The sequence below is a fragment of the Pseudooceanicola lipolyticus genome, from assembly GCF_002786325.1.
In the GTDB taxonomy this organism is placed as follows: Bacteria; Pseudomonadota; Alphaproteobacteria; order Rhodobacterales; family Rhodobacteraceae; genus Pseudooceanicola_C; species Pseudooceanicola_C lipolyticus.
On sequence record NZ_PGTB01000024.1, the window covers coordinates 1 to 24802 of the forward strand.

General features: G+C 64.3%; 28 protein-coding genes. 8 read left to right on the forward strand and 20 right to left on the reverse strand.

The features are described from left to right. The coding region (locus CVM52_RS08985; protein WP_205964915.1) for a Hint domain-containing protein at nucleotides 1-508 on the forward strand (508 nt) is incomplete at its 5' end. Nucleotides 509-511: 3 nt separating this feature from the next. Here CVM52_RS08985 and CVM52_RS08990 read toward each other — a convergent pair. The 4 genes from CVM52_RS08990 to CVM52_RS09005 form a co-directional block, all read right to left on the reverse strand. Continuing rightward, complete coding sequence (locus tag CVM52_RS08990) at nucleotides 512-847, reverse strand: DUF8846 family protein (protein WP_100162177.1); 336 nt, start codon at nucleotides 845-847, stop codon at nucleotides 512-514. 404 nt (nucleotides 848-1251) lie between these two features. Further along, a complete protein-coding gene (dapD, locus tag CVM52_RS08995) occupies nucleotides 1252-2079 on the reverse strand; it encodes a 2,3,4,5-tetrahydropyridine-2,6-dicarboxylate N-succinyltransferase (protein WP_100162178.1) in 828 nt (275 codons plus the stop codon). A 65-nt stretch (nucleotides 2080-2144) separates the two neighbouring features. Then, nucleotides 2145-2942, reverse strand: a complete 798-nt coding sequence (locus CVM52_RS09000; RefSeq protein ID WP_100162179.1) for a hypothetical protein — start codon at nucleotides 2940-2942, stop codon at nucleotides 2145-2147. Between the two features lie 67 nt (nucleotides 2943-3009). Next, complete coding sequence (locus tag CVM52_RS09005) at nucleotides 3010-3933, reverse strand: threonine/serine dehydratase (protein ID WP_100162212.1); 924 nt, start codon at nucleotides 3931-3933, stop codon at nucleotides 3010-3012. 149 nt (nucleotides 3934-4082) lie between these two features. Here CVM52_RS09005 and CVM52_RS09010 point away from each other — a divergent pair, with 149 nt between their 5' ends. Both CVM52_RS09010 and CVM52_RS09015 read left to right on the forward strand, forming a co-directional pair. Further along, a complete protein-coding gene (locus tag CVM52_RS09010) occupies nucleotides 4083-4925 on the forward strand; it encodes an LOG family protein (RefSeq protein ID WP_100162180.1) in 843 nt (280 codons plus the stop codon). A gap of 117 nt (nucleotides 4926-5042) precedes the next feature. Beyond that, the gene (locus CVM52_RS09015) at nucleotides 5043-6059 is read left to right on the forward strand and encodes a calcium-binding protein (protein WP_100162181.1); all 1017 of its coding nucleotides are present in this window, start codon (nucleotides 5043-5045) and stop codon (nucleotides 6057-6059) included. A gap of 25 nt (nucleotides 6060-6084) precedes the next feature. On the opposite strand, the gene CVM52_RS09020 is transcribed toward CVM52_RS09015, so the two are convergent. The 3 genes from CVM52_RS09020 to CVM52_RS09030 all read right to left on the reverse strand — a co-directional run bounded on the left by CVM52_RS09020 (nucleotide 6085) and on the right by CVM52_RS09030 (nucleotide 8415). Then, nucleotides 6085-6294 (reverse strand): hypothetical protein, encoded by a 210-nt coding sequence (locus CVM52_RS09020; RefSeq protein WP_240620908.1) that lies wholly within the window; start codon nucleotides 6292-6294, stop codon nucleotides 6085-6087. Between the two features lie 326 nt (nucleotides 6295-6620). Next, the gene (rlmN, locus tag CVM52_RS09025; RefSeq protein ID WP_100162182.1) at nucleotides 6621-7805 is read right to left on the reverse strand and encodes a dual-specificity RNA methyltransferase RlmN; all 1185 of its coding nucleotides are present in this window, start codon (nucleotides 7803-7805) and stop codon (nucleotides 6621-6623) included. Nucleotides 7806-7878: 73 nt separating this feature from the next. Beyond that, the gene (locus CVM52_RS09030) at nucleotides 7879-8415 is read right to left on the reverse strand and encodes an invasion associated locus B family protein (RefSeq protein WP_100162183.1); all 537 of its coding nucleotides are present in this window, start codon (nucleotides 8413-8415) and stop codon (nucleotides 7879-7881) included. Between the two features lie 170 nt (nucleotides 8416-8585). On the opposite strand from CVM52_RS09030, the gene CVM52_RS09035 reads away from it, so the two are divergent. Next, nucleotides 8586-9590 carry an asparaginase gene (locus CVM52_RS09035; protein ID WP_100162214.1) on the forward strand — a complete coding sequence of 335 codons (1005 nt, stop codon included), beginning with the start codon at nucleotides 8586-8588 and terminating at the stop codon, nucleotides 9588-9590. Between the two features lie 13 nt (nucleotides 9591-9603). Here CVM52_RS09035 and CVM52_RS09040 read toward each other — a convergent pair whose 3' ends face one another. The 5 genes from CVM52_RS09040 to CVM52_RS09060 are packed head-to-tail and all read right to left on the reverse strand — an operon-like array spanning nucleotide 9604 to nucleotide 12530. Further along, nucleotides 9604-9918 (reverse strand): YciI family protein, encoded by a 315-nt coding sequence (locus tag CVM52_RS09040; RefSeq protein ID WP_100162184.1) that lies wholly within the window; start codon nucleotides 9916-9918, stop codon nucleotides 9604-9606. Between the two features lie 21 nt (nucleotides 9919-9939). Then, nucleotides 9940-10392, reverse strand: a complete 453-nt coding sequence (locus CVM52_RS09045) for an SRPBCC family protein (RefSeq protein WP_100162185.1) — start codon at nucleotides 10390-10392, stop codon at nucleotides 9940-9942. Then, nucleotides 10389-10724, reverse strand: a complete 336-nt coding sequence (locus CVM52_RS09050; RefSeq protein WP_100162186.1) for an ArsR/SmtB family transcription factor — start codon at nucleotides 10722-10724, stop codon at nucleotides 10389-10391. Before CVM52_RS09050 ends, CVM52_RS09045 begins: the two co-directional genes overlap by 4 nt. Before the next feature lie 41 nt (nucleotides 10725-10765). Continuing rightward, the gene (gene serB, locus CVM52_RS09055; RefSeq protein ID WP_100162187.1) at nucleotides 10766-11647 is read right to left on the reverse strand and encodes a phosphoserine phosphatase SerB; all 882 of its coding nucleotides are present in this window, start codon (nucleotides 11645-11647) and stop codon (nucleotides 10766-10768) included. 58 nt (nucleotides 11648-11705) lie between these two features. Beyond that, nucleotides 11706-12530 carry a cytochrome c gene (locus CVM52_RS09060; protein ID WP_240620909.1) on the reverse strand — a complete coding sequence of 275 codons (825 nt, stop codon included), beginning with the start codon at nucleotides 12528-12530 and terminating at the stop codon, nucleotides 11706-11708. A gap of 291 nt (nucleotides 12531-12821) precedes the next feature. Here CVM52_RS09060 and CVM52_RS09065 point away from each other — a divergent pair, with 291 nt between their 5' ends. From CVM52_RS09065 to CVM52_RS09075, 3 genes are all read left to right on the forward strand, one after another. After that, nucleotides 12822-13976, forward strand: coding sequence for a phosphoserine transaminase (locus CVM52_RS09065; protein ID WP_100162188.1), 1155 nt, complete (start codon nucleotides 12822-12824; stop codon nucleotides 13974-13976). Nucleotides 13977-14069: 93 nt separating this feature from the next. Next, nucleotides 14070-15665 (forward strand): phosphoglycerate dehydrogenase, encoded by a 1596-nt coding sequence (gene serA / locus CVM52_RS09070; protein WP_100162189.1) that lies wholly within the window; start codon nucleotides 14070-14072, stop codon nucleotides 15663-15665. Between the two features lie 137 nt (nucleotides 15666-15802). Then, nucleotides 15803-16528 (forward strand): metallophosphoesterase family protein, encoded by a 726-nt coding sequence (locus CVM52_RS09075; RefSeq protein ID WP_100162190.1) that lies wholly within the window; start codon nucleotides 15803-15805, stop codon nucleotides 16526-16528. Nucleotides 16529-16548: 20 nt separating this feature from the next. Here CVM52_RS09075 and CVM52_RS09080 read toward each other — a convergent pair whose 3' ends face one another. From CVM52_RS09080 to CVM52_RS09100, 5 genes are all read right to left on the reverse strand, one after another. Continuing rightward, on the reverse strand, nucleotides 16549-17508 hold the full coding sequence (locus CVM52_RS09080; protein ID WP_100162191.1) for a PLP-dependent cysteine synthase family protein: 960 nt from the start codon (nucleotides 17506-17508) through the stop codon (nucleotides 16549-16551). Then, nucleotides 17505-18542: an L-threonine 3-dehydrogenase gene (gene tdh / locus CVM52_RS09085; protein WP_100162192.1), complete on the reverse strand. Its 1038-nt coding sequence runs from the start codon at nucleotides 18540-18542 to the stop codon at nucleotides 17505-17507. The genes CVM52_RS09080 and tdh overlap by 4 nt, the downstream gene beginning before the upstream one ends. Next, entirely contained in the window at nucleotides 18539-19135 is a 597-nt protein-coding gene (locus CVM52_RS09090; protein WP_100162193.1) for a class I SAM-dependent methyltransferase, read from the reverse strand. The genes tdh and CVM52_RS09090 overlap by 4 nt, the downstream gene beginning before the upstream one ends. Further along, nucleotides 19132-20319, reverse strand: coding sequence for a glycine C-acetyltransferase (locus tag CVM52_RS09095; RefSeq protein WP_100162216.1), 1188 nt, complete (start codon nucleotides 20317-20319; stop codon nucleotides 19132-19134). Before CVM52_RS09095 ends, CVM52_RS09090 begins: the two co-directional genes overlap by 4 nt. Nucleotides 20320-20413: 94 nt before the next feature. Beyond that, on the reverse strand, nucleotides 20414-20983 hold the full coding sequence (locus tag CVM52_RS09100) for a helix-turn-helix domain-containing protein (RefSeq protein ID WP_100162194.1): 570 nt from the start codon (nucleotides 20981-20983) through the stop codon (nucleotides 20414-20416). Between the two features lie 157 nt (nucleotides 20984-21140). On the opposite strand from CVM52_RS09100, the gene CVM52_RS09105 reads away from it, so the two are divergent. Further along, entirely contained in the window at nucleotides 21141-22316 is a 1176-nt protein-coding gene (locus CVM52_RS09105; RefSeq protein ID WP_100162195.1) for an acetyl-CoA C-acyltransferase family protein, read from the forward strand. Nucleotides 22317-22786: 470 nt separating this feature from the next. Here CVM52_RS09105 and CVM52_RS09110 read toward each other — a convergent pair whose 3' ends face one another. The 3 genes from CVM52_RS09110 to CVM52_RS09120 are packed head-to-tail and all read right to left on the reverse strand — an operon-like array spanning nucleotide 22787 to nucleotide 24789. Then, nucleotides 22787-23746 carry an agmatinase gene (locus CVM52_RS09110; protein ID WP_100162196.1) on the reverse strand — a complete coding sequence of 320 codons (960 nt, stop codon included), beginning with the start codon at nucleotides 23744-23746 and terminating at the stop codon, nucleotides 22787-22789. Next, on the reverse strand, nucleotides 23743-24366 hold the full coding sequence (locus tag CVM52_RS09115; RefSeq protein WP_100162197.1) for a DUF1989 domain-containing protein: 624 nt from the start codon (nucleotides 24364-24366) through the stop codon (nucleotides 23743-23745). Before CVM52_RS09115 ends, CVM52_RS09110 begins: the two co-directional genes overlap by 4 nt. A gap of 9 nt (nucleotides 24367-24375) precedes the next feature. Further along, nucleotides 24376-24789, reverse strand: a complete 414-nt coding sequence (locus CVM52_RS09120; RefSeq protein ID WP_100162217.1) for a VOC family protein — start codon at nucleotides 24787-24789, stop codon at nucleotides 24376-24378. Nucleotides 24790-24802: the final 13 nt, after the last annotated feature.

The following is a 24802-nucleotide window of genomic DNA, read 5'->3' on the forward strand; positions in this document are numbered from 1 at the left end:
CGGGCAGTTGCGGCGCGGCGACCTGGTGATCACCGCCGCCGGCGACAGCGTGCCGGTGCTGCACCTGATCACGCGTACCGTGCCGGCGCGCGGCAGTTTCGCGCCCGTGCGGTTGCGCGCGCCGTTTTTCGGCCTGCGCCAGGACATAGCGGTCAGCGCTCTGCAGGGTCTGATCCTGTCCGGATCCGAGGTGGAGTACTTGTTCGGCAAAGAGACCGTTCGGATGCGTGCGGGCGACCTGCTGAGCGGTCACGCGGTTCAGCCGGTGCGCTGTGGCCGCTTCATCCGTTACGTTCAGCTGCTGCTGCCCGAGAACGAGCCGATCAACATTGCCGGCGCGGCGCTGGACAGCCTGGGCATCGGGCGCATCCGGCGCAAGCCGGGGCCGCTGGCCGCCAGCCTGCTGGCCCCGCTCAGCCGCAACACCCTGCCCGAACACAGCCCGCCCGCGCATGCGGTGCTGCGTGCGCATGAGGCGGCGATGCTGGCCGATTACCGCGCGGCTTAGGCTCTATTCGGTTTCTTCTCCGAAAAACGGCGTCATCTGGGCGACGATCACCGCGTTTTCCTCCAGCGCGCGCAACATCAGCGCGCGCTCTTCCTCGGGAATTTCGTGGCCCTGCTCTTCGCGCTCGTCCAGGGTGCCGTATCCGGTGACATCCAGCGGAGCGGTATCGGCCTGTTTCAGGATCGCCACCGTTTCGCGCACCGCTTCGGCCTCGTCCACACCGCTGGCATAGCAGACCAGCGCCGCGCCGGTGGCGTCCTTGGGCAGGCCATCGCCATCCTTGCGCCCGATCTGGACGACAAGGGTAAAGACCTGCTGACGTGAGGGTTGTTTTGCCATGCCCCGCGATGCGCCGGCGCCGGGGCGATGTCAAGCGCCGGGTGGTTTAGACCGTGATCGCGCGGGACAGTGCCCGGCACCGAAACCGGAACCGGGCACTGCGGCCGCGATCTGTGCAATCCCCAGGCAGCGGGCCGGGACAGCCAATGCCTGATGTCTTTCACCTAGCGAAAGCGGCGAAAAAACAACTCGTTACCGCATAGCACCTGGCGAAGCTAGCGGTGAAATGCGGCTGCAAACGGACGGTGAAATGGCGTTGCGGCGCGATGACGGAAACAATCAGATCCGATCGTTGCTGATTGCGCAACGGCAAGCTGGGCCGGCCTGTCATAGTGTTTGGACGGGCGCGGCGGGCTTTGCCCTTGCTCCGCGCCCGCCGCAGCTCTCCGACCGGCGTGGCGAAATCAGTCGCGCAGCAATTCGTTGATGCCGGTTTTCGAGCGGGTCTTTTCATCGACCCGCTTGACGATCACCGCGCAATAGAGGCCGACGCCGCCGGTGGAGGGCATCGAGCCGGCCACCACCACCGAATAGGGCGGCACCTCGCCGTACATCACCTCGCCGGTGGCGCGGTCGACGATCTTGGTGGACTGGCCCAGGAACACGCCCATGCCCAGCACCGAGCCTTCGCGCACGATCACGCCCTCGACCACTTCCGACCGGGCGCCGATGAAGCAATTGTCCTCGATGATGGTCGGGCCGGCCTGCATCGGCTCCAGCACACCGCCGATGCCGACGCCGCCGGACAGGTGCACGCCCTTGCCGATCTGCGCACAGGACCCGACGGTGGCCCAGGTGTCGACCATGGTGCCGCTGTCGACATAGGCGCCGAGATTGACGAAGGACGGCATCAGCACCACACCCGGTGCGATATAGGCCGATTTGCGCACCACGCAGTTCGGCACTGCGCGGAAACCGGCGGCCTTCCACTGGTCGTCGCCCCAGCCGGCGAACTTGCTGTCCACCTTGTCCCACCAGCCGCTGCCCTGCGGGCCGCCGGACTGGTGCTCCATATCCTTGATCCGGAAGCCCAGCAGCACCGCTTTTTTCGCCCATTGATTGACATGCCACGACCCGTCGGCCTGTTTTTCGGCCACACGCAGTTCGCCGCTGTCCAGTGCGTTCAGCGTGTCTTCGATTGCGTTGCGGGTTTCACCGGTGGTGGCGGGCGTGATGGTGTCGCGGGCCTCCCAGGCGGCTTCGATGGCGGTTTCAAGCTGGGCGTTGGACATCGGATTCTCCCTGTGAGTTCCGGCGCCGCTATAGAGATCAAACCCGCTGGGCGCAATCGCCCTGCTTAGGGATCGGCCTCGATCCCGGTCAGGCGGCCCTCGATCCGCAGGGTTTCGATCAGTTCGGGCCCTTCCAGGAACAGCCAGATCTCGCTGCGCCCGATGGCCTGCGTGCCGATCAATTGGCGCATATGCGGCAATGTCAGACCATTCACCAGCTGCAGGCCGGGCACCGAAAACATCGCCACCGCCAGACCGTCAACGCCGATCACGCCAAAGCCCTGGGTTGGCAGGGCGGGTTCGAATTCGCCGGTCGCGGCGGTGCGCCCGACCATGAAGCCAAAGCCGTCTCCCGTCTTGCCGGTCGGGCCGGTTTCGTCGATCAGGGTATGCCCGGCATCGTTCAGCAGGACGGCTATGTTGCCCATGCGGGTCATTTCCAGCCCGGCCAGGCGGCAATGATCGGCATCGACGCAAAAACTGCCATCATAGCGGGTCATCATGCCGACGCCGCTGGTGGCGACATGTGCCGCGATCAGGGCGGCGTTCATGGTGGTTTCGATCGCTCCCAACCGCAGCGTTGCCGCGGTGACCGCGTCTTTGAAGCCGGCAACGTTCTGGTTGGCGGTGGTTGTCGCCACGCCGGTTTCATAGCGGACTTCGCCGGACAGCTCGACCGCGCCGCCCATCGCACCGGCGCCGTAAAACTCGGACATCAGCGCGCCCAGCGTGCCGCCCTGTCGTCCAATCACCTTGTTAGGGTCGAAATTCAGCACACCACGCCAGACAAAGGCGCTGGGTTCGGCAACCAGGGGGCCGGACCACAGGACAAGGAGAAGGGCAAAGAACCGGACAGCGGGCATCGGGCGACCCTTGCGAGGGAGTTCTGTCAGATATTGACGCGAATTTGCTGCCCGCTGGCAACTGGATTCACGCGGCGAAGGGATCCGGCGCAATATTGGCGCCGCAAACCAGCACCGCGACTTTTTCGCCTTCGGCCGGGACATAGGCGCCGCTGGTCAGCGCGGCCAGCGCGGTGGCCCCGGCGGGTTCCACCAACTGGCGGCAGGTGCGCCACAGCGCGTGTTGCGCCGCGGTGATCGCGCCATCTTCGACCAGCACGCTTTCGACACCGGTCTGCCGGGCCAGGCCGAAACAGATGTCGCCGATCCGGCGCGCGCCCAGCGCGTTGGCGGCGACGCCCGACACCTCGACATCCACCGGGTTGCCCGCCGCCAGCGCCGCGTTCAGCGCGCAGGAGGTTCTGGGTTCCACCGCCACCACCTTGCGCCGGGTGCCCAGCCAGGCCATTGCCCCGGCGATCAGGCCGCCGCCGCCGACGGCGATCAGCACCGTGTCGGCCTGCAGACCCTGTTCCTCCCATTCGCGTATCAGCGTGCCTTGCCCCGCCACCGTCAGCGGCGCGTCATAGGCATGGATCTGCATCGCGCCGCTTTCGGCCTCATAGGCGCGGGCGGCCTCCAGCGCAGTGGCGTATTCGCCCTGCACCACCCGCAGGGCCGCTCCGGTTTGCCGGATCAGCGCAATCTTGGACGGGCCGGCCATTTCCGGGACGAAGATATGCGCGGGATGGCCCAATGCGCGGGCGGCAAAGGCCGCGGCCGCGCCGTGATTGCCGCCGCTTGCCGCCACCACCCCGGCCGGGGGCACATCAACCGCCAGCAGCGTGTTGAAGGCGCCGCGCGCCTTGAAGGTGCCGGTATGTTGCAGCTGTTCCAGCTTCATCTCGACCGGATGGCGCAGACCAAAGCCGGAGAGCGTGGCCACCGGCGTGCGCACCACGTGACCGGACAGCCGCTGTGCCGCCGCATCGATATCGTCCCTGCCCACCATCGCCATCGTCCCATTTGTCCTGCCGTGCCACCCTAGCGCCGCGAAACCCGGCTGCAACCGGCAAAGCCGGCCAGATCGGGGCCGCCACCGCTGGCCCCTGCGCCTGGAAGCGGGTAAGCCTAGAGATGTGAATGATCAGGACCTGTCCAATGCGAGACCAGCGACTTAGCGCTTTCCGTGATGCCCATACCGACCGGGACACCGCCACCCATGTGCCCGATACGCCGCAGACCCGGGCGCCGGCCTATCGGCTGGCCTTTGCGGATGAGGATTTCCTGTGCCGGGAAGAGCTGCGGCCGGTGCGGCTGCAGCTGGAATTGCTGAAGCCGCAGATGCACCTGGACGAACACCAGATCAAAAGCACGGTGGTGCTGTTCGGCGGCGCGCGGATTCCGGAACCGGCCAAGAAAGACACAGCGCGGACCCAGACCTTGGCCGATCTGTCGCATTACTATGACGAGGCGCGGCGGTTCGCGCGGATGATGACCGAGAAATGTATCGCCGGCGGCGGGCATGATCACGTCGTCGTCACCGGCGGCGGGCCGGGCGTGATGGAGGCCGGCAATCGCGGCGCGCATGAGGCGGGCGGCATTTCGATCGGGCTGAACATCGTGCTGCCGCACGAGCAGGCGCCCAACACCTATGTCACGCCGGACCTGTGTTTCAACTTCCACTATTTCGCCGTGCGCAAGATGCATTTCCTGATGCGTGCCTGCGCGATCTGCGTCTTTCCCGGCGGTTTCGGGACCTTGGACGAGATGTTTGAATCGCTGACCCTGATTCAGACCGGGCGGATGGAGCGGGTGCCCTTCCTGCTGTTCGGCCAGGCGTTCTGGGAAAAGATCATCAACTGGGAGGCGCTGGCCGATGCGGGCACGATTTCGCCCGAGGATCTGGACCTGTTCCGCTTTGTCGAGACCGCCGAACAGGCGGCCGAAATCATCGGCAATTGGGAGCCAGCACCGCCGCGCGACGATATTCCGGGGCGCTAAACCCGCGCTCCACCGGGTGGTCAAAATAATTGCCGGTCTGAATGAAAGCCGCTAACAAGCGCTTATTGAACGCGAAATATCGCGTTATACCAGCAATTTAAAGGAACTACCCATAAAATGCCAAAGTCACTGATTAACAGCCTCGCGCCCGAGGCTGTCTTTTATGCCGACGTGTTTTCCCTGTTCACACAAGGTCGGCTTTTCTTCGATGCACAAGACTGGTCCGACGGCGCGCCGACGGGAAATCGCGCCAAATCCTTCACGATCAGCACCGAGTATGATTATCAGATTCACAACCAGCCCGATTTCGCCATGGACGCCGGTATCACCTTTCATGGTCGTTTCAAGAAAGCCAATGGCGATTGGACCGGTCGCGTCACCAAGGTTGAATTTGTCCGGGATGGTGAAGAGGTCGGAGAAATTCAGATCCGGTCCGGTGTCGATCTGGCGCGGGTGACGGAGGTGGGCAGCTCGGGCCTGATCTGGAACGAACTGACAACCAGCGGGGTCAAAGGCAGTCTGACCTCGACCACCGACTATATCAACGGCTCGTTGGGGGATGACATCATTTTCGCCGGCGCCGGTGCCGATTACATCAATGCGTCGCGCGGGAATGACAGGATCTTCGGCCAGGGCGGCAACGACCAAATCGATGGCTATGACGGGGATGACTACATCAACGGCGGCGGCGGCAGGGACAGGCTTGAAGGCAAGGGTGGCAGCGATACCGTTCTCGGCGGCGGCGGACGCGATACCTTTGCCAGCGATTTCATCGGTGACAATGTCTGGACCGGCGGCAAAGGCGGTGACCGTTTTCAGGTCGGCGGCTGGTTTGCCGACCAGGACGTGTCGACGCGCGTAACCGACTTCAACAAAAAGCAGGGCGACAAGCTGGACCTGACCGAACTGTCCGAGTTGCTGTTCGGCTATGTGGAGGAGGTACGCTATATCGGAAAACGTGCCTTTTCAGGCGACGACGGCGTTCTGGAAATCCGCATGGAGAACGGGTTTGTCGAGCTTGACTATACCGACGACAACCGCGTCGAATACGGCCTGCATCTGGATGGCCTGAGCCATTTCAAGGCATCGCAGACAAACTGGATCCTTCTGCCGGACGGCTGGGATTTCTCCTGATCCTCAACTTTGCCGGAGTTGCCGGTCAGTGAAAGTTGACCGGCAGCAATCCCAGCTCGGTGCCATTCAAAAGCCGCGTCACGATTTTGCGCTCGCCGTCTTCCTTGATGCCATAGCCGAAACCGGCCAGCCGGAATTTCCATTCGCGATGCGACAGCGCCTTTTTGCGCTCGTCGCGCAGAAGTTCCAGCAGCGTGGCGTCGATCACGCCGTTTTCGTACATGCCATTTGCCATTTCCCGTGTCCTTTGGCTGGGGTTGGTCATGGCCTGATGATGGCGGGTGCTTCGGGGCTGAAATGTATCCGCATCTGGGTCATTTTGCGGCGCCGGGGCAAAAATGCCGGCATTGTTGCGGATATCTTGCCGGTTTGGGCATCAATTCGGGCCAATGTGTTTCCGAACGAGGAACAATAACTCGCTGTCCTGGCTGTTTCGCTCCGATGAACGAACAGTTTCCGGGGCATTGTTTCGCCCGTTCAGCCGCCCGGCCACGCAGCCGCGACCGCCCGAGACAGGGCTCGGCCGGCGGTTTATTGCATCGGTCTTGATGAGGGTGTGCCTTACAGCCCCGCCTCGGCCTCGATCTGGCGGCGGGATTTGCGGGCGCGTTCGGTGGCCGATTTCAGCTGGCCGCAGGCGGCCATGATATCCTCGCCCCGCGGGGTGCGGATGGGCGAGGCATAGCCAGCCTTATAGATGATATCGGCAAAGGCGCGGATGCGGTTGTTGGACGACCGCTGATAAGGCGCGCCGGGCCATTCGTTGAACGGAATCAGGTTGATCTTGGCCGGGATGCCATAATCCTTGACCAGCTGGATCAGCCGCCGCGCGTCGTCGTCGCTGTCGTTCACGTCTTTCAGCATCACGTATTCAAAGGTGATGCGTTCGGAATTGGAGGCCTTGGGATAGGTCTTGAGCGCCTCCAGCAGCGTCTCGATGTTCCAGCGCTTGTTGATCGGCACCAGCTTGTCGCGGGTTTCATCGGTGGTGGCGTGGAACGAAATCGCCAATTGGCAACCGATCTCGTCGGCGGTGCGCGCGATCTCGGGGACAACGCCGCTGGTCGACAGCGTGATGCGGCGGCGCGACAGCTGGATACCCTCGGCATCCATGGCGATCTTCATCGCGTCACGCACGTTCTCGAAATTGTACAGCGGCTCGCCCATGCCCATCAGCACGATATTCGACAGCAGGCGGGTTTCGTCCTTGGGCGCACCGGGAACCGGCCATTCCTCAAGATCGTCGCGCGCCATCATCACCTGACCGACGATTTCGGCGGCGGTGAGGTTGCGCACCAGTTTCTGCGTGCCGGTATGGCAGAACGAACAGGTCAGCGTGCAGCCGACCTGCGACGAGATGCACAGCGTGCCGCGGTCTTCTTCGGGGATATAGACGGTTTCAACCTCGTGCCCCCCGGCGATGCGTACCAGGTATTTGCGGGTGCCGTCGGAACTCACCTGTTTAGACACCACTTCGGGAATCTCGACGGTGAATTTTTCAGCCAGCATCGCGCGATAGGGCTTGGCCAGGTTGGTCATCTGGTCAAAGTCGCGCACGCCCCACTGGTAGATCCATTGCCAGATCTGCCCGGTGCGCATCTTCGCCTGTTTCTCGGGCGTACCCGCCTCGATCAGCGCCGCGCGCAGCCTGTCCCGCGTCAGCCCGACCAGATTCACCTTACCCCCCTCCGGAAGAGTCCGGGGGATGGTATGGACATCCTGCGTGATCGGTGCCGAGGCGGGCATGGGGCGTTCCGTTTTCCTGAAAGATAGCCCCTATACAGGATTCGCGCGCGAAATCAAAAGCAATCGTGGCAGATCAGCCCGCGCACCGCTTTTCCGCATCCTCGATGGCGGCGGTGAAACCGAGCAGCGAGAATGTGTCCTTGGTCTGCGTGCCGCGCGAAGACCGCGCCGAAAGCGTCGCCTGGGCGCCGCGTTTCATCGCGGTGATGATCCGGGTGTCATCGGCAGGCGTCGCCGGCCAGGCCCATTCGCCATCGGTAAACAGTTCGAACTGGCTGCCCGAGATATCCAGGTTCACGGTCGACCCTTCCGCGAACGGATAGCCGCCGGTAAAGGTGACCTGCCCGTTCACCCCGGCTTCGGGGCGGTAGAACACCATCAACAGGATATCGCCACGCCGCACCGCCACAACGCGGCCATCGCGGGTGTTGACGGTTTCCTTCGGTGCCGAGACCCCCCAGCATTCCTTGGGGTTCTCATCGACAAACACGCTCCAATCGGTGTCGGCCGACACGCGGTTGTTGCTTTCTTCCTGATTCTGCGCACCCGCGGGCATCGCTGCCGCAGCCACGCACAGGCCCGCGATGGTCCGGGCGATCTTCGATCCCATCTGTCCAGCCTCCAGACTGTCCGTTACCTCAAATTCACGTTGGCGCCTGCGGATTTTTATTCCGTCTTGGACGGCGCTTTCCGTCGCTTGCTGACAGAAACACACTAACGTAACTTGCGCACGGGGCGAAAGGGCGATTGGCGGGTTTTCGCCAAGAAATGGGGTATGAAATGACCAGTCCCGAACCACTTGTCGAGATCTGGCGCGGCGCGCTTCTGGAATGCGTGCATCAGGGTCATGCGGTGATCTGTGACGATACCGGCCAGATCGTCAAAGCCTGGGGCGATCCCGCCGCGGTGATCTATCCCCGCAGTTCCTGCAAGATGATCCAGGGGCTGCCGCTGCTGAGTTCGGGGGCGGCGGATAAATACGGGCTGAACTCGGAACATCTGGCACTGGCCTGCGCCTCGCATAACGGTGCGGCGATTCATACCGAGCGCGTGCGCAAATGGCTGGACCAGCTGGGGCTGGATGACGACGCGCTGCGTTGCGGCCCGCAGGAACCGGGCGACCGGCCCGCTTTCGAGGCGATGATCCGGGCCGGCGAACAGCCCTGCCAGGTGCATAATAACTGCTCGGGCAAACATACCGGGTTTCTGACCGTGACCGCGCATATGGCGGCGGGTCCGGATTATCACGAGATTGACCATCCGGTGCAGCAGGCGGTGTTGAACGCATTCGAGGACGTCACCGGCAGCGATATCGCCGGCTACGGGATCGATGGCTGTTCGGCGCCGAATTTTGCCACCACGGTGCATGGGCTGGCCCGCGCCATGGCCTGGTTCGCCTCGGCTCGGCGGCGCAGCGACCGGCAAAGCGCGGCGGCGGTGCAACTGACCCGCGCGATGCTGGCGCATCCCGAACTGGTGGCGGGCGAGGGGCGGTCCTGTACCGCGCTGATGCGGGCGATGAAGGGCAAGGTGGCGGTCAAGACCGGTGCAGATGGCGTGTTTACCGGGATTCTACCTGAATTGGGCCTGGGTATCGCGCTGAAGATCACCGATGGCGCAACACGCGCCAGCGAATGTGCGATCACCGCGATCCTGGCCGGGCTGGGGGCAATTTCCGCGCGCGACCCGGTGGCGCGCACCTATTGCAACGCGCCGGTGGTGAACCGGCGCGGCATGACCGTGGGTGAAATCAGGCCGGCCGGGCCGCTGACTCGGCCGATCTGAGCCGCGGGAGTGGCTACATCTCCATCAGTTCGGCCACCTCGACCGTCCCGCTGCCATCCACCACCATCGGGCAGCCGCGCGCCATCTCGCAGGCGGCGCCGATATCGGCGGCCGTGACAACGGAATAGCCCGAAAGCGGGTTGGCCCCGCCATTGTCGGCGATGCCGGACCCGCTGACGGTTTTCGACATGCCCACCGGATGTCCGGGCTGTTTCGTCGCCTCGCCCATGCTTTTGAACCAGGCCATCCAGGCCGCCATGGCCTTTTCCCCCTCTTCCGGCGTGTCGGGGGGCTTGCCGCCGTGATAGGCAAAAATGAAATCGGGCATTCCGTGTCTCCCTTTTGGTGATCAGGTCAGCAGTTTGTCCAGCTTGGACAGGGTCGACAGCCAGCCGCTTTCATGGCTGAGCGATTGTTCCTCCGAGGCCAGGCCGCGATGCGTCAGGATCAGGCGCGCGCCGGTATCGGTGGGCTGCACCGAAAAAGTGACGTGGCTTTCGTGCCCGCGCTGGTCTTGGTCATCGTGCCAGGCCCAGGTAAAGCCGACCGACCCGCTGCCGTCCTCGGGCGGTTGCACATGGGTTACCTGGCCCGACACCTCGAAGCGGTTGCCGCTGTCCAGTCCGATCATCACGCAGGTATATGGCCCTAATTGGCTGAAATCGACATCGCAGCGTTCCAATCGCGTGCCTTCGGGGCCCAGCCATTGGGCAATCTGCTCGGGCCGGGTGACCGCAGACCAGAGCCGATCGAGGCTGACGTTGTAGTCGCGGGTTATTTCTAAGTCCTGCAGGTCCTTCATGCCTCTTCCTCCCCGTCGGGATCGAGCGCCAGCAGGGTATCCAACCGGTCGAGGCTGCCCTCCCAAAAGGCGCGGTGGTTGCTGGTCCAATCCGCGATGGCGCGCAGCGCTTCGGGACGGACGGTATAATAACGATGGGTGCCCTTGGCGCGCTGGTCGATCAGGCCGGCGGTGCGCAGCACCTTCAGGTGCCGGGAAATCGCCGGGGCACTGATGCCGAACCCGTCAGACAGGTCGCCGGCCGCCATCTCGCCCCCGGCGACCAGTCGTTCGACGATTTCAAACCGGGTGTCATCCGCCAGCGCGGCAAAGGTCTGCGTGAGCTTGGTCATGCTCACTGTTTAACTTAATAGTTAAATAACGGCAAGAAAAATTACCGGGGCGAGGTGAATTCGTCCCTGGCATAGCCCTGAAGGTACAGCAACGCGGTCAGGTCACCATGATTGATGCGCAGGTCGCATTGCGCCGCAACCGAGGGTTTGGCATGCAGCGCCACGCCGGTGCCGGCGCGGTGCAACATCCCCAGGTCATTGGCGCCGTCACCGACGGCGATCACCTGGTGTTCGGTCAAACCGCGCCGGGCGGAGATCTCTTCCAGCGCCGCGATCTTGGCCTCGCGGCCCAGGATCGGGCGGGCGACCTCGCCGGTCAGGGCGCCATCGTGGATCAGCAGCGTGTTTGCCCGATTCTCGTCAAAGCCGAGTTTGCCGGCAATCGCACCGGTAAAGGCGGTGAAGCCGCCGGAAACCAGCACGGCGTAACCGTCATTGGCCCGCATCGTCGCCAGCAGTTCCGGCCCGCCGGGTGCGAGGGTGATCCGTTCGGCCAGCACCTTGTCGATCACCGACTCGGGCAGGCCTTTCAGCAGGGCGACCCGCTCGGTCAGGGCGCCGTCGAAATCCAGCTCGCCATTCATCGCGCGGGCGGTGATGTCTTTCACCCGGTCGCCCACCCCGGCCTCGTCGGCCAGTTCGTCGATACATTCCTGCTGGATCATGGTTGAATCCATGTCGGCCAGCAGCATCCGCTTGCGCCGTCCCTCGGTGGGCTGAACGTTCAGGTCGATGCGCAGCGATTGCAGATCCTCCCAGACCTGCCAGCGGTTGCCGGGCATCTCGGCCACGGCAAATTCAACGGCAAGATTGGGTGCCAGCCAGTTGAGCGCGGCTCCACCCCAGGCGCTGCGCAAGGCTTCGGCGGCGGCCGGTTCCAGCGCAGGTGCGGCCGGATTGCTGGTAAGCGTGACGGTGAACATGGCCTCTCCTTCGGATCCCGCCGCGCATTAAGCACGCGGCGGGCCAAATGGAAAGGCATCAGCCGCCGGGGGCGATTGGCGGCAGGGTCCGCAGATATTTGATGATTGCGCGGATGTCTTCCGGTGCGGTCCGCGCGTAATAGGCATAGCCCATCGGCGGGTTCATCTGGGTGCCGCCGGGCCGGACTCCGGTGGTGACCATCTGGAACACTTCGTCATCGCTGTATTGCGCCAGCGCCTCGGGGTGGCTGGTGATATTCGCGGCGATGGACACGCCCCAGGGCCCTTCGAATTCGTAACCGCCGCCGCCCAGGTTGGTTTCAAAATCGGGGCCTTCGTGCGTCAGCGAGTGACACTCGATACAATGCGCCACCGGCCCGGCCAGATAGGCGCCATATTCCACGGTTTCGCCGCGCGGGATATCCGGCACATGCTCGACCGGCGGGCCGTAATTCGGGGGCAGCGGGAAGGGGTAATCCGACCGGCGGAATTCGGTTTCGACCGGCTCCAGCGTGCGGATATAGGCCACGATCGCCGCCAGATCGGTATCGGACAGGCCGCGATACAGCCCGATCGGCATCGGCGGGCCGATCACGCTGCCATCCGGCCGGATGCCCTCGCGAATCGCGCGCGACAATTCGGCATCGCTCCAGTCGGCGATGCGACTGGCCGGGGTGATGTTGGGCGCCTCCGCGGTAAAGGCAACCTCGTGAATCGTCCAGCCGCCATAGGCGGGTGAACCGGGCTCGGGCGCGGTGTGGCAATTGCCACAACCGGCAGGTCCTTCGACAAGATATTCGCCGCGTTCCAGAAGGGAGTTGCCTGATGCTGTCGAGCCGCAGACGGTGGCCGCGAAGGCGGCCAGAAATATTTGGGTTTTCAATTTAGCACTCCGTCAAAAGCAGAGAATCGCTTTGGCCGCCTCCGGCCAGGTGATTCAATCTAGCACAGCGCGCGGTGCACCAAGCATCAGAATTATATCCTGCTGTGCCGGTCCTCCGGGCGGCGTCGCGTGCCGGCAGGGGCCCGTTAAATGCAGGGAAACGCACAGAAAGCGACATGCCGCTGCCTGTCAGCGACATCTGCCGCCTTGCGCGGTTTCCGAATCACCCCTATACGCAGCAGCGGGACACCCCTCCCCAACGAGGGGCGCTTATCTGGAAGGGTAGCATCAATGGCTATTGCTCAACCGGCATCGCGGCCGGTCAATCCGCGGTTCTCCTCTGGCCCCTGCGCCAAACCCCCTGCATTCACCCTCGACAAGCTGTCCGGCGCCGCGCTGGGCCGGTCGCACCGTGCCGCCATCGGCAAGGCCAAGCTGAAGGCGGCCATCGACGAGACGCGCGAGATTCTCGGCATTCCGGCCGACTATCGCATCGGCATCGTGCCGGCCTCGGATACCGGCGCCGTCGAAATGGCGATGTGGTCGATGCTGGGCGCGCGCAAGGCCACGATGCTGGCCTGGGAAAGCTTTGGCGCCGGCTGGGTCACCGATGTGGTCAAGCAGCTGAAAATCGACGCCGAGGTGAAAGAAGCCGGCTATGGCGAAATCGTCGATTTCGCCGAAGTGGATTTCGACACCGATGTCGTCTTCACCTGGAACGGCACCACTTCGGGTGTGCGGGTGCCCAATGGCGACGCCATCCCGGCCGACCGGGCCGGCCTGACCATCTGCGACGCGACATCGGCCGCCTTCGCGATGGACCTGCCCTGGGACAAGCTGGATGTGGTCACCTTCTCGTGGCAGAAGGTGCTGGGCGGTGAAGCGGCGCATGGCATGCTGATCCTGAGCCCCCGCGCGGTCGAGCGGCTGGAAAGCTATACCCCGGCCTGGCCGCTGCCCAAGATCTTCCGCATGACCAAGGGTGGCAAGCTGAACGAAGGTATCTTCAAGGGCGAAACCATCAACACGCCGTCGATGCTGGCGGTCGAGGATTACCTGGTTGCGCTGGACTGGGCGCGCTCGGTGGGCGGGCTGAAGGGCCTTATCGCGCGGGCCGATGCCAACACGGCGGCGGTTTCGGCCTTTGTAGAGACCCATGACTGGATCGACTTCCTGGCAAGCGACCCGGCGACGCGGTCCAACACCTCGGTCTGCGTGAAGTTCACCGACGCCCGGATCAAGGATGGCGCCGCCTTTGCCAAGGCCGTAGCCAAGCGGTTGGAAGCGGAAAACGCGGCGCTGGATGTGGGTGCCTATCGCGATGCGCCTCCGGGTCTGCGGATCTGGTGCGGCTCGACGGTGGAAACCGCCGATGTCGAGGCGCTGCTGCCCTGGATCGAATGGGCCTTCGAGGCCGAGATCGCGGCGCAGACCGAAGCCGCCTGAACCTGCCCTCCCCGCGCAGGCGGGGATCTTTCCCCCGGTTCCTCCGACACTGGAGAGCCCCGCGCGTGCGGGGCATTAAACAAGGATCCCAAAATGGCTCCCAAAGTACTCATTTCCGACAAGCTGTCCGACGCCGCCGTCCAGATTTTCAAGGATAACGGCATCGAGGTCGATTTCATGCCCGAGCTGGGCAAGGACAAGGAAAAGCTGGCCGAGATCATCGGCAATTACGACGGCCTTGCCATCCGGTCGGCCACCAAGGTGACACCGACCATCCTGGAAAAGGCTGACAAGCTGAAGGTCATCGGCCGCGCCGGGATCGGCACCGACAATATCGACAAGGACGCCGCCTCGAAAAAGGGCGTGATCGTGATGAACACGCCGTTCGGCAACATGATCACCACCGCCGAACATGCCATCGCGCTGATGTTCGCGGTGGCGCGCCAGCTGCCCGAGGCCAGCGCCTCGACCCATGCCGGAAAATGGGAAAAGTCGAAATTCATGGGTGTCGAGCTGACCGGCAAGACGCTGGGCGTGATCGGTGCCGGCAATATCGGCGGCATCGTCTGCAACCGGGCGCGCGGGCTGCATATGAAAGTCATCGCTTATGATCCCTATCTGGGCGAGGACAAGGCCGACAAGATGGGTGTCGAAAAGGTCGAGCTGGACGAGCTGCTGAAAAAGGCCGATTTCATCACCCTGCATGTGCCGCTAACCGAGCAGACCCGCAATGTTCTGTCGCGCGAGAACCTGGCCAAGACCAAGAAAGGCGTGCGCATCATCAACTGTGCCCGCGGCGGCCTGGTTGACGAAGAGGCGCTGGCCGAGATGCTGAAATCCGGCCATGTCGCCGGCGCGGCGATCGACGTGTTCAGCACCGAACCCGCCACCGATAGCCCGCTGTTCAACCTGCCCAACGTGGTGTGCACCCCGCATCTGGGTGCGGCCACCACCGAGGCGCAGGAAAACGTGGCGCTGCAGGTGGCCGAGCAGATGTCGAACTATCTGCTGACCGGTGCGGTGGAAAACGCGCTGAACATGCCCAGCGTCACCGCCGAAGAGGCCAAGATCATGGGCCCCTGGCTGAAACTGGCCGGGCATCTGGGCAGCTTCATCGGCCAGATGACCGACGAACCGATCAAGGCGATCAACATCCTCTATGACGGCTCGGTCTCGGAAATGAATCTCGAGGCGCTGAATTGCGGCGTGGTTGCGGGCATCATGAAACGGGTCAACCCGGATGTGAACATGGTGTCGGCCCCGGTGGTCGCCAAGGAACGCGGCATCAAGATCAGCACCACCAACCAGGACAAGTCCGGCGCGTTTGATGGCTATATCAAGGTGACGGTGGTGACCGATAAACGCGAGCGGTCGATCGCAGGCACGGTGTTCAGCGATGGCAAGCCGCGCTTTATCCAGATCAAGGGCATCAATATCGATGCCGAGATCGGCGCGCATATGCTCTATACCACCAACGAGGATGTGCCGGGCATCATCGGTACGCTGGGCCAGACGCTGGGTGCAAACGGCGTGAACATCGCCAACTTTACCCTGGGCCGTGCCGCGCCGAGGGGCGAGGCCATTGCCCTGCTTTACGTTGACGAGCTGGTTTCGGCGGAGACCATCGCCAAGCTGAAGGACACCGGGCTGTTCCGGCAGGTCAAGCCGCTGCAATTCGACGTGGCCTGATAGAAAAACGGCGCTGCGCGGGGCGATACGCTCCGCGTGGTGCCCTTGACGCCATCGGTCCGCAGTGACCGGACCGGCGGTGGACCTTTCCGGCGGGGTGTGAAACACAAGCTTCCGCAGGGCAACGAGGTCATTTCATGTCATCCCCCATCTATGCCATCGGTGATATTCACGGGCAGCTTGCCTTTCTCGAACAGGCGCTGGCCTGGATCGAGGCCGATGGCGGGCCCGATGCCGAGATCGTGTTCCTGGGTGACCTGGTCGACCGGGGCGCGGAGTCGCGCGCGGTGATCGAACGGCTGATCGCCGGACAGGCCGCCGGCCGTCGCTGGACCGTGGTCAAGGGCAATCACGACCGCATGTTCTCCCGCTTCCTCAGCGATGGAACCCTACATGACGACCAGGTCAAATCCGGCATCGGCTGGCTGCACCCGCGCCTGGGCGGCGCGGCAACACTGGCCTCCTATGGCGTGACCGAAGCGGAAACGCGGCCCTTTGCCGAGGTTCTGGAACAGGCGCGACAGGCGGTGCCCGCGACACATCGCAATTTCCTGGAAACGCTGCCGGTGTACGAAGAACGGGCCGAGTTGCTGTTCGTCCATGCCGGTATTCGCCCCGGCGTGGCGCTGGCCGAGCAGGCCGAGGATGATCTGGTCTGGATACGCGCCGGGTTTCTGGATGACACGCGGCCGCATCCGTGGCTGGTGGTGCACGGGCATACCGCGCTTGACGTGCCCTGTCATCACGGCAACCGGGTCAACCTGGATGGCGGCGCCGGCTATGGCCGGCCGATCTATCCGGCGGTGTTCGAAGGGCGCGAGGTCTGGCTGCTGGATGAAGGCGGGCGGATGTCGCTGGGATAGTCCCGGCGGCAAAATCGGGCCTATGTCCACAGATCGGTCGACAGGTATTTAAGCCCGCTGTCGCAGATCAACGCGGCGATGGTGCCGCCCTTTTCGGGCCCTTCCAGCAGGCGCAGCGCGGCGGCGACATTGGCTCCGGCCGAGAATCCGGCAAAAATGCCTTCCTCAACCGCCAGCGCGCGGGCGGTGCTGCGGGCCTCGTCCCCGGTGACTGTCAGATAACCATCGACCGGGGCCCCGGCCAGCAGCGACAGATCCGCCATGGCATAGCCGCCGCCCTGGATCGGGTGGGCGGGATCGCGGACCGGAGCACCGGACAGCGCGGCGGCGCCTTCGGGTTCCAGAACATAGCCTCTAAGCGCGGGGTTCTCCCTTTTCAGAGCCTGAATCACCCCCGCATAGCTGCCGCCCGAACCGGCGAAATCGACAAAGGCAGTCAGGCTGCCGCCGCTATCGGCCCAAAGTTCGGGGCCGGTGGTGTCGGCATGGGCGCGGGCATTGCCGGGGTGGTTGAACTGATCGGCGCGAAAGGCGCCACGCTCGGCGGTCAGGCGCTGCGCTTCGGCCTCGACCAGGGCCAGATCGGCGCCCGAAACCTCGCCTGCGCGGCTGCCTGGCGCCTGGTCGACCAGCACCACCTCGGCCCCCAGCGCCGCCATCATCGCGGCACGCTCGGGCGAGTTGCCGCAGCTCATCACCGCGACAAAGGGATGGCCCAGCTGGCGGCAGACGATGGCCAGGCCGGTGCCCATGTTGCCCGAAGTCAATTCAACCACCCCCTGGCCGGGGTGCAGGCTGCCGTCGGCCCGCGCCATGCGGATGATGCCCAGCGCGGCGCGATCTTTCTTGGAAAAGCCGGGGTTGAGATAGTCCAGCTTGGCCAGGATACGCCCGTTCAGCCCCCGCGCGGCGGTCATCCGGTCCAGCCAGACCGCCGGCGTGCGCCCGATCACGTCGAGAATGGAACCGGCGGCGGTCATGTCCAGTCCAGCACCACCTTGCCGCTTTGCCCGGATTTCATCGCGGCAAAGCCCTGTTCGAATTCTGCCACCGGGAAACGGTGGGTGATCACGCCCGAGATATCCAGCCCGTTCTGCAACATCGCGATCATCTTGTACCAGGTTTCGAATATCTCGCGGCCATAAACGCCCTTGATGGTGATCGCCTTGAACACGATGCGCGACCAGTCCACCGGGCTTTTGCCCGGCGGGATGCCCAGCAGGGCGATATGCCCGCCCATCACCAGCGCCTCGACCATCTGATCCAGCGCCTGCTGATTGCCGGACATTTCCAACCCGACATCAAAGCCTTCCTTCATCTTCAGATCCGACTCTACCTGGGCCAGATCCTGGGTGGTGACATTCACCGGGATCACGTCGGCCACCCGCGCGGCAAGGTCCAGCCGCGCCTGGTTGACATCGGTGATCACCACATGGCGGGCGCCGACATGGCGGGCGACGGCGGCGGCCATGATGCCGATCGGCCCGGCGCCGGTGACCAGCACATCCTCGCCCACCAAATCAAAGCTGAGCGCGGTATGCACCGCGTTGCCCAGCGGATCGAGTATGGCGCCGATCTCGTCCGGGATGTCGTCGGGCAGGGGTACCACGTTGAAGGCGGGCAGGCGCAGGTATTGGGCGAAGGCACCCGGCTCGTTCACGCCGATGCCGCGCGTCGCCGGATCCAGGTGAAACTTGCCGGCCCGGCTTTGCCGCGAGGTCTTGCCGATCAGATGGCCCTCGCCGGAACAACGCTGGCCCAGTTCCAGTCCCTCGACACGGCGGCCGATCTCGACGATCTCGCCGGCAAATTCATGGCCGGTGATCAGCGGCACCGGCACAGTTTTCTGCGCCCATTCATCCCAGTTCCAGATATGGATATCGGTGCCGCAGATGCCGGTCTTGTTGATCTTGATCAGCACGTCATCGGGGCCGATCTCGGGCACTGGCGCCGATTGCAGCCAAAGGCCGGGTTCGGATTTCGCCTTGACCAGGGCCTGCATTTTGTTGGTCATCCGGTCCTCCGTTCAAAGGCGAGCCACGTGGCGGTGATGCCGGCCTCTGCCTCTTCCGCGTTGCGCGGCGGCGCCTCGGTCTGCCGCAGCAGGTCAAGCCCAGCGGCGGCGGCGCGGGTGATTTCCGCGCCGGTCTCCAGCGCCCAGACATCCCGTTGCGGTATGGCGGGGCCGTTGCGCAGGCACAGGAACAGCCGGCCTGCCGGGCCGAGCAGGTCGACAAGGCGGGCCAACGCGATGTCCCGTGCTTCGACCGAAAGGTGATGCCAGACGAGGTTCGCAAGGATAACGTCGAATGAACCCGCGACGCCGTCCAGGTCGGGGAGGCGGGCATCGACCAGGGTTGCCGTTGGGGCGCGGGTGGCGATCGCGACGCGGAACCTGGCGATGGGTTCGGCGGCAATGACCGGATGGCCGCGAGCGGCCAGCCACGCAGCGTCGCGCCCGCTGCCGGGGCCCACATCCAGGCAGGGCGCTGGGGGCGGCGGCAGCAGGTCGGCGATGGGTGCCAGCACCTGCTCGGCCGTGACCGCGTCATAGCGGGTGATCAAGGCATCGGCATGGTCGGCATAAACGTCCAGAGCCTTGCTCATTTCAACACCCCCGTGGCACGGCCTGCGGTTTCAAACGCCACCAACGCGCGGTCCAGCTCGTCCCGGGTCAGCGCCGCGTTCATCTGGGTGCGGATGCGGGCCTGGCCCCGCGGCACCACCGGGAAGAAAAAGCCCGAGACATAAACGCCCTCCTCGAACAGGCGCGCGGCCATGTCCTGCGCCAGCTGCGCCTCGCCCAGCATGACAGGAATGATCGGGTGTTCGCCGGGCAGCAGGTCAAAACCCAGCCGCGCCAGCCCGGCGCGCCAATAAGCGGCGTTGTCGAACAGTTGCGCGCGCAGCGCGTCGCCCTCTTCGACCAGGCGGATCGCCTCGATCCCGGCGGCGGCGATGGCGGGCGGCAGCGAATTGGAGAACAGATAGGGCCGGGCGCGCTGGCGCAGCAGGTCGACCACCGGCTGGGCGGCGGCGATATAGCCGCCGATGGCCCCGCCCAGCGCCTTGCCCAGGGTCCCGGTCAGGATGTCGACCGGCACGCCAGCATGGGCCGGAGTGCCGCGCCCCTGCGGCCCCATAAAGCCGGTGGCGTGGCAGTCATCCACCATCACCAGCGCCTCGTACCAGTCGGCCAGGGCGCGGATCTCGGCCAGCTTCGCCAGGTAACCATCCATGCTGAACACGCCGTCGGTGGCGATCATGACATGCCGCGCGCCGGCGGCGCGGGCGGCCTTCAGCTGGGCCTCCAGATCCGCCATGTCGGAATTGGCATAGCGGTATCTTTTCGCCTTGCAGAGCCTGATCCCGTCGATGATCGAGGCATGGTTCAACGCATCCGAGATCACCGCGTCCTCGGGCCCCAGAAGCGGTTCGAACACGCCGCCATTGGCATCGAAACAGGCGGCAAACAGGATCGCGTCGTCCAGGCCGAGAAACTGTGCCAGCCGCTGTTCCAGCGCGCGGTGCAGGTCCTGGGTGCCGCAGATGAAGCGCACGCTGGCCATGCCGAATCCGTGATCGTCCATCGCCCTTTTGGCCGCGGCGATCAGCGCGGGATGATCGGCAAGGCCGAGATAGTTGTTGGCGCAGAGATTGATCACGCTGCGCCCGTTCACGGTGATTTCGCCGCCCTGTGGCGAGGTGATCAGCCGTTCGCGCTTGGTCAGCCCCTCGGCGTCGATTTCGGCAAGCGTGTTAGAAACATGGTCGAGAAAGGCGGTGGACATATGGCGACTCTCCTTTGCCCAGAATTCTACCATAGCGGATGCCAGTCCGAAATACAGGAAATCCATGTTAACGGAAAAAATCCGCTTAAACGGATTAGTCCGCGTATTTGACGATCAACAACGCGCGGGCGGGCCCGGAAGCAGGTGCAATCGAATGTGGCACATCGGCAGCATAGCGCGCGGTGTCGCCTTTGGCCAAAACCGCCTCGGCCGTGCCGGAATTTACCGTAAGCGTGCCCTCGATCACGGTCAGATGTTCACGGGTGCCGCGGGTATGCGGCTGGCTGACCAGGGCGCCGCCCTCGGAAAAGACCAGTTCGTAAACCTCGTGATGCTCGGCCTCTTCCGGCGGAGACAGGATGCGGATGCGGCAGCCCTGGCCGCGATTGTCGATGGTCGGCGCCTCGGCGGCACGCAGGATGTCGATGCTGTCCGGTACGTTCCCGGCATCCAGCAGGCCGGCAAAATCAATCTGCAATGCGCGGGTGAGGTTCCACAGGGTCGAAATTGTGGGGCTGCTTTCGCCGCGTTCGATCTGGCTGACCATCGAACGTGACACGCCGGAAAGATTGGCCACCGCTTCCAGCGACAGACCTTGCGCGCGCCGGGCGTCTTTCAGCCGCGCGGGCAGGCGGGTCAGGATATCACCGGCGTCTTCCGTCATGACGGAACTGTGTCCGCCCGTTCCCTGTACTTGTCAATATGGGTCAGCGGGCGCCCACTGACGCCGCGTCGAAACGGCGAGCTTTTGCGGGCCGGGCTGGACTTGCCTTGCTGCGGGTGCAAAGTGATGAACAGCTTTTAAAAGGGGGAGATCACAGATGACGGATGTAGTAATTCTGGACGGCGCGCGGACGGCCATCGGGACCTTCGGCGGGGCGCTGGCCAGCACCGCGCCCATCGACCTGGCCACAGTCGCGACCGAGGCAGCGTTGGAGCGGTCCGGTGTCGAGGGCGGGCAGATCGGGCATGTGGTGTTCGGCCATGTGATCAACACCGAACCGCGCGACATGTATCTCAGCCGCGTCGCCGCGATGCAGGCGGGCGTGCCGGAAAGCAGCCCGGCGATGAACGTCAACCGGCTGTGTGGCTCGGGGGCGCAGGCCATCGTCTCCGCCGTGCAGGCGCTGATGCTGGGCGATGCCGAATTTGCCCTGGCCGGCGGCGCCGAAAGCATGTCGCGCAGCCCCTATATCGTGCCGGCGGCCCGCTGGGGCCAGAAGATGGGCGACATCAAGTCGCTCGACATGATGCTGGGCGCGCTGAACTGCCCCTTCGGCACCGGCCATATGGGGGTGACCGCCGAAAACGTGGCGACCGAGCACCAGATCACCCGCGAGGATCAGGACGCCTTTGCGCTGGTGTCGCAGCAGCGGGCGGCCGAGGCGATCAAGGCAGGCCATTTCGACCGCGAGATCGCGCCGGTCGAGGTGATGGTCAAACGCGAAAAGGTGCCGTTCAAGCTGGACGAGCACCCGAAATCGACCAGTGCCGAGGCGCTGGCCGGTCTACGCCCCGCCTTCAAGAAAGACGGATCGGTCACCGCCGGCAATGCCAGCGGCATCAATGACGGCGCGGCGGCGCTGGTGCTGGCCAGCGCCACGGCGGCGGAAAAGGCCGGGCTGAAACCACGCGCGCGCGTGCTGGGCTATGCCCATGCCGGGGTGCGGCCCGAGGTGATGGGCGTGGGCCCGATCCCGGCAGTGCGCAACCTGATGGAGCGCACCGGGCTGAGCGTGGCTGATTTCGACGTGATCGAATCGAACGAGGCCTTTGCCGCGCAGGCCATCGCGGTGAACCGCGAACTGGGCCTGAACACCGACCGGGTGAACCCCAATGGCGGCGCCATCGCGCTGGGCCACCCGGTAGGCGCCACCGGCGCGATCATCACCGTCAAGGCCCTGTACGAGCTGGAACGCATCGGTGGGTCCAAGGCGCTGATCACCATGTGCATCGGCGGCGGCCAGGGCATCGCGCTGGCGATCGAACGTCTCTGACCGGATGTAGCGCGGGGCGTTGCGAAACCGCTTGCCGCGCCGCATCCCGGCCTGCGGCGAGCGGCGGGCTGGTGCCCTGTGATCGACATTTTTGACCCTCCGGGCCGGGCGTGCCGCCTGGCCCGTCATTGCCATCGCTGAGCCGACCATCGCGATCCTGCCTTCCGGGTCGTTACGTACGGTGTTCCCCGCAGCTGGATGCTGCCGTCATCAGCGAAGGACAGGCGGGTATGCCCGGCTTGGATCACCGTGGCATATATATCGATGAGCGCCGCGCCCGTGGGTGCCGCCTCGGCCAGATTTCGGAGCAGGCGTAAAATATCGGCCCTGTCGCTGCAACCGTCATCTATTGGCCATGAGTTCTGACCTTAGCAGACATCGTCTCAAACTAAGCTTAGGCTTCACAGCCCGTCGCCGATGAGAGCGGGTGCCAGGCCGCACTTTAAGGCTGTGATGGCAGGTGCCGGGGGTTAGCGCTGGCGAGTTTCGGCGATCATGGCGAGCAGCTCGGCCATCACGGTTGCTCCGAGCAGCGAGGTAATCTGACCGGGGCCGTCGTAGGTTGGCGTGATTTCGACAACGTCGCAGCCCTTGATGTCGAGGCCGCGGATTTGGCGCAGGATGGCGAGGGTTTCGCGGGCGGTGGGACCGCCGGCTTCGGGCGTTTCGACGGCGGGGGCCGCCGAGGGGTCGACGAAATCCATGTCGAAGGTCACGAATACCGGTGCACCGGCGGTACGGGCGGCGATGCGCTCTGCCACGGCGTCGATCCCCATCTCGAAGATGGCGTCCGTGGTCACGACGTCATAGCCGAGGTCCAGCGACTGGGTGATGTCGCCGCTGCGAAAGAGCGAACCGCGCATGCCAAGCTGGATCGACTTATGCGGATCGACGATCCCCTCTTCCACAGCCCGCAAGAAGGGCGTGCCGGCCGAATACCGCTTCTCAGCGAAATAGGTGTCCCAGGTGTCGGTGTGACTGTCGAAATGGACCAGCGCCAGCGGCCCGTGCCGCCGTGCCACGGCGCGGAGCTCGGCCAGCGTCACCGAATGGTCGCCGCCAAGGCAACAGGGCACCGCACCTGCCTCGACGACGCGCGCCACGGCCTGTTCGAGCCATTCCAGAGTTTCCATCTCGTATCCCGGCACCACCGGCGCATCGCCGATGTCAGCGATCTGAAGCGCCTGGAATACGTCGATGTTGCCGCGATAGGGATTAAAGGGGCGCAGCATGATCGACGCCTGACGGATGGCGTTCGGGCCCATGCGCGCACCGGTGCGAAACGGCGCTCCGGAATCGGAGGGCAACCCGAGGATCGCGGCATCCAGCCCCTCGGCGGTGTCGCGCACGGGAAGCCGCATAAAGCTGGGCATGCCCACAAAGCGAGGCACGGCAAGGCTGTCTTTCGGCGCCGGGGGCGTTTCGCTCATGGCTGAACCTCGGAGAATTCGAGTTCGATCTCGCGCGGGACACAATCGGGGCCGTTGATCGGCGTGACATCCTGCGGACAGGCCGAGAGCACCAGGATGATGTCACGATCCGCGCGCAGGGTGACGTGGTCTCCCGGGCTGGCGACGGGCAGTTCGCGCAGGATTTCGCCCTCGGGGCTGACGCCGACGCGCATGAACAGGTTCAGCGAGGCCGGGGTGAAAGGCATCGACAGGCCGATCTGTGACAGAGCGTCGTGGAAATTGCCGGCGCAGCTCCGGTGCTCTGGCGGCTGGTCGAGGTCAGCATAGAGCGGACCATTGCAGGGGCAGAGCTGGGTATCGTGATGACCGGGCGAGCTGTCTTCGATCATGGTGAAGAGCGGACGACGGTCCATCCCCATGACCGCGAGGCCGGTGTCCAGATAGATCGACGAATTGACCGAGCGTGTGTGCTCCATCGAGCTGTAGTCACAGGTGCCGTGGCCGGTTTCGGCGCCATCATCGGCCAGCGCCCAGGCATCGACGGCCTGTGTGCCATAAGGGTTAATGACGCGGACGGTCTGACCCGCTTTCATGCGCCATGCGCCACCCATCCGGGCCTCCAGCGTGAGTTTGGTCATGGTTTGGACTCAGCTCGCATAGACAGAGGCGAAATCGCGAAAGCCCTTGATCTCTATCGGGTTGCCCGAGGGGTCGAAGAAGAACATGGTGCGCTGCTCTCCCGATCCGCCCTCGAAGCGGACAACGGGCGGGATGTCAAAGGCGATACCGGCCTGTTCAAGACGCTCGGCCAGCGCCTTCCAGTCGTCGAGCGGCAGCACGGCGCCTATGTGGGGCATCATCACCATGTGATCGCCGACCTTGCCGGTGCGCGTGGTCATGAACGGTTCGCCAAGGTGCAGAGAGAGCTGATGGCCGAAAAAGTCGAAATCGACCCATGTCTCGGTGCTGCGCCCTTCCTTGCAGCCCAGAACCCCGCCGTAAAAGGCACGGGCCTCGTCGAGGTCAGTGATATGGATGGCGAGATGAAAGAGGGATTGCATCATGTTCTCCGAA

Excerpts from the sequence above, each read along its gene's own strand:
- CVM52_RS09015 (WP_100162181.1), top strand. The coding sequence starts at position 5,043 with ATGCCAAAGTCACTGATTAACAGCCTCGCGCCCGAGGCTGTCTTTTAT.
- CVM52_RS09050 (WP_100162186.1), bottom strand. The coding sequence starts at position 10,724 with ATGACCAAGCTCACGCAGACCTTTGCCGCGCTGGCGGATGACACCCGG.
- CVM52_RS09020 (WP_240620908.1), bottom strand. The coding sequence starts at position 6,294 with ATGGCAAATGGCATGTACGAAAACGGCGTGATCGACGCCACGCTGCTG.
- CVM52_RS09030 (WP_100162183.1), bottom strand. The coding sequence starts at position 8,415 with ATGGGATCGAAGATCGCCCGGACCATCGCGGGCCTGTGCGTGGCTGCG.
- CVM52_RS09090 (WP_100162193.1), bottom strand. The coding sequence starts at position 19,135 with ATGAGCAAGGCTCTGGACGTTTATGCCGACCATGCCGATGCCTTGATC.
- CVM52_RS09105 (WP_100162195.1), top strand. The coding sequence starts at position 21,141 with ATGACGGATGTAGTAATTCTGGACGGCGCGCGGACGGCCATCGGGACC.
- CVM52_RS09035 (WP_100162214.1), top strand. The coding sequence starts at position 8,586 with ATGACCAGTCCCGAACCACTTGTCGAGATCTGGCGCGGCGCGCTTCTG.
- CVM52_RS09115 (WP_100162197.1), bottom strand. The coding sequence starts at position 24,366 with ATGACCAAACTCACGCTGGAGGCCCGGATGGGTGGCGCATGGCGCATG.
- CVM52_RS09095 (WP_100162216.1), bottom strand. The coding sequence starts at position 20,319 with ATGTCCACCGCCTTTCTCGACCATGTTTCTAACACGCTTGCCGAAATC.
- serA (WP_100162189.1), top strand. The coding sequence starts at position 14,070 with ATGGCTCCCAAAGTACTCATTTCCGACAAGCTGTCCGACGCCGCCGTC.
- CVM52_RS09040 (WP_100162184.1), bottom strand. The coding sequence starts at position 9,918 with ATGCCCGATTTCATTTTTGCCTATCACGGCGGCAAGCCCCCCGACACG.
- rlmN (WP_100162182.1), bottom strand. The coding sequence starts at position 7,805 with ATGCCCGCCTCGGCACCGATCACGCAGGATGTCCATACCATCCCCCGG.
- CVM52_RS09110 (WP_100162196.1), bottom strand. The coding sequence starts at position 23,746 with ATGAGCGAAACGCCCCCGGCGCCGAAAGACAGCCTTGCCGTGCCTCGC.
- CVM52_RS09005 (WP_100162212.1), bottom strand. The coding sequence starts at position 3,933 with ATGGTGGGCAGGGACGATATCGATGCGGCGGCACAGCGGCTGTCCGGT.
- CVM52_RS09065 (WP_100162188.1), top strand. The coding sequence starts at position 12,822 with ATGGCTATTGCTCAACCGGCATCGCGGCCGGTCAATCCGCGGTTCTCC.
- CVM52_RS09010 (WP_100162180.1), top strand. The coding sequence starts at position 4,083 with ATGCGAGACCAGCGACTTAGCGCTTTCCGTGATGCCCATACCGACCGG.
- CVM52_RS09000 (WP_100162179.1), bottom strand. The coding sequence starts at position 2,942 with ATGCCCGCTGTCCGGTTCTTTGCCCTTCTCCTTGTCCTGTGGTCCGGC.
- CVM52_RS09075 (WP_100162190.1), top strand. The coding sequence starts at position 15,803 with ATGTCATCCCCCATCTATGCCATCGGTGATATTCACGGGCAGCTTGCC.
- tdh (WP_100162192.1), bottom strand. The coding sequence starts at position 18,542 with ATGACCAACAAAATGCAGGCCCTGGTCAAGGCGAAATCCGAACCCGGC.
- CVM52_RS09100 (WP_100162194.1), bottom strand. The coding sequence starts at position 20,983 with ATGACGGAAGACGCCGGTGATATCCTGACCCGCCTGCCCGCGCGGCTG.
- CVM52_RS09080 (WP_100162191.1), bottom strand. The coding sequence starts at position 17,508 with ATGACCGCCGCCGGTTCCATTCTCGACGTGATCGGGCGCACGCCGGCG.
- dapD (WP_100162178.1), bottom strand. The coding sequence starts at position 2,079 with ATGTCCAACGCCCAGCTTGAAACCGCCATCGAAGCCGCCTGGGAGGCC.
- serB (WP_100162187.1), bottom strand. The coding sequence starts at position 11,647 with ATGTTCACCGTCACGCTTACCAGCAATCCGGCCGCACCTGCGCTGGAA.
- CVM52_RS08990 (WP_100162177.1), bottom strand. The coding sequence starts at position 847 with ATGGCAAAACAACCCTCACGTCAGCAGGTCTTTACCCTTGTCGTCCAG.
- CVM52_RS09045 (WP_100162185.1), bottom strand. The coding sequence starts at position 10,392 with ATGAAGGACCTGCAGGACTTAGAAATAACCCGCGACTACAACGTCAGC.
- CVM52_RS09120 (WP_100162217.1), bottom strand. The coding sequence starts at position 24,789 with ATGCAATCCCTCTTTCATCTCGCCATCCATATCACTGACCTCGACGAG.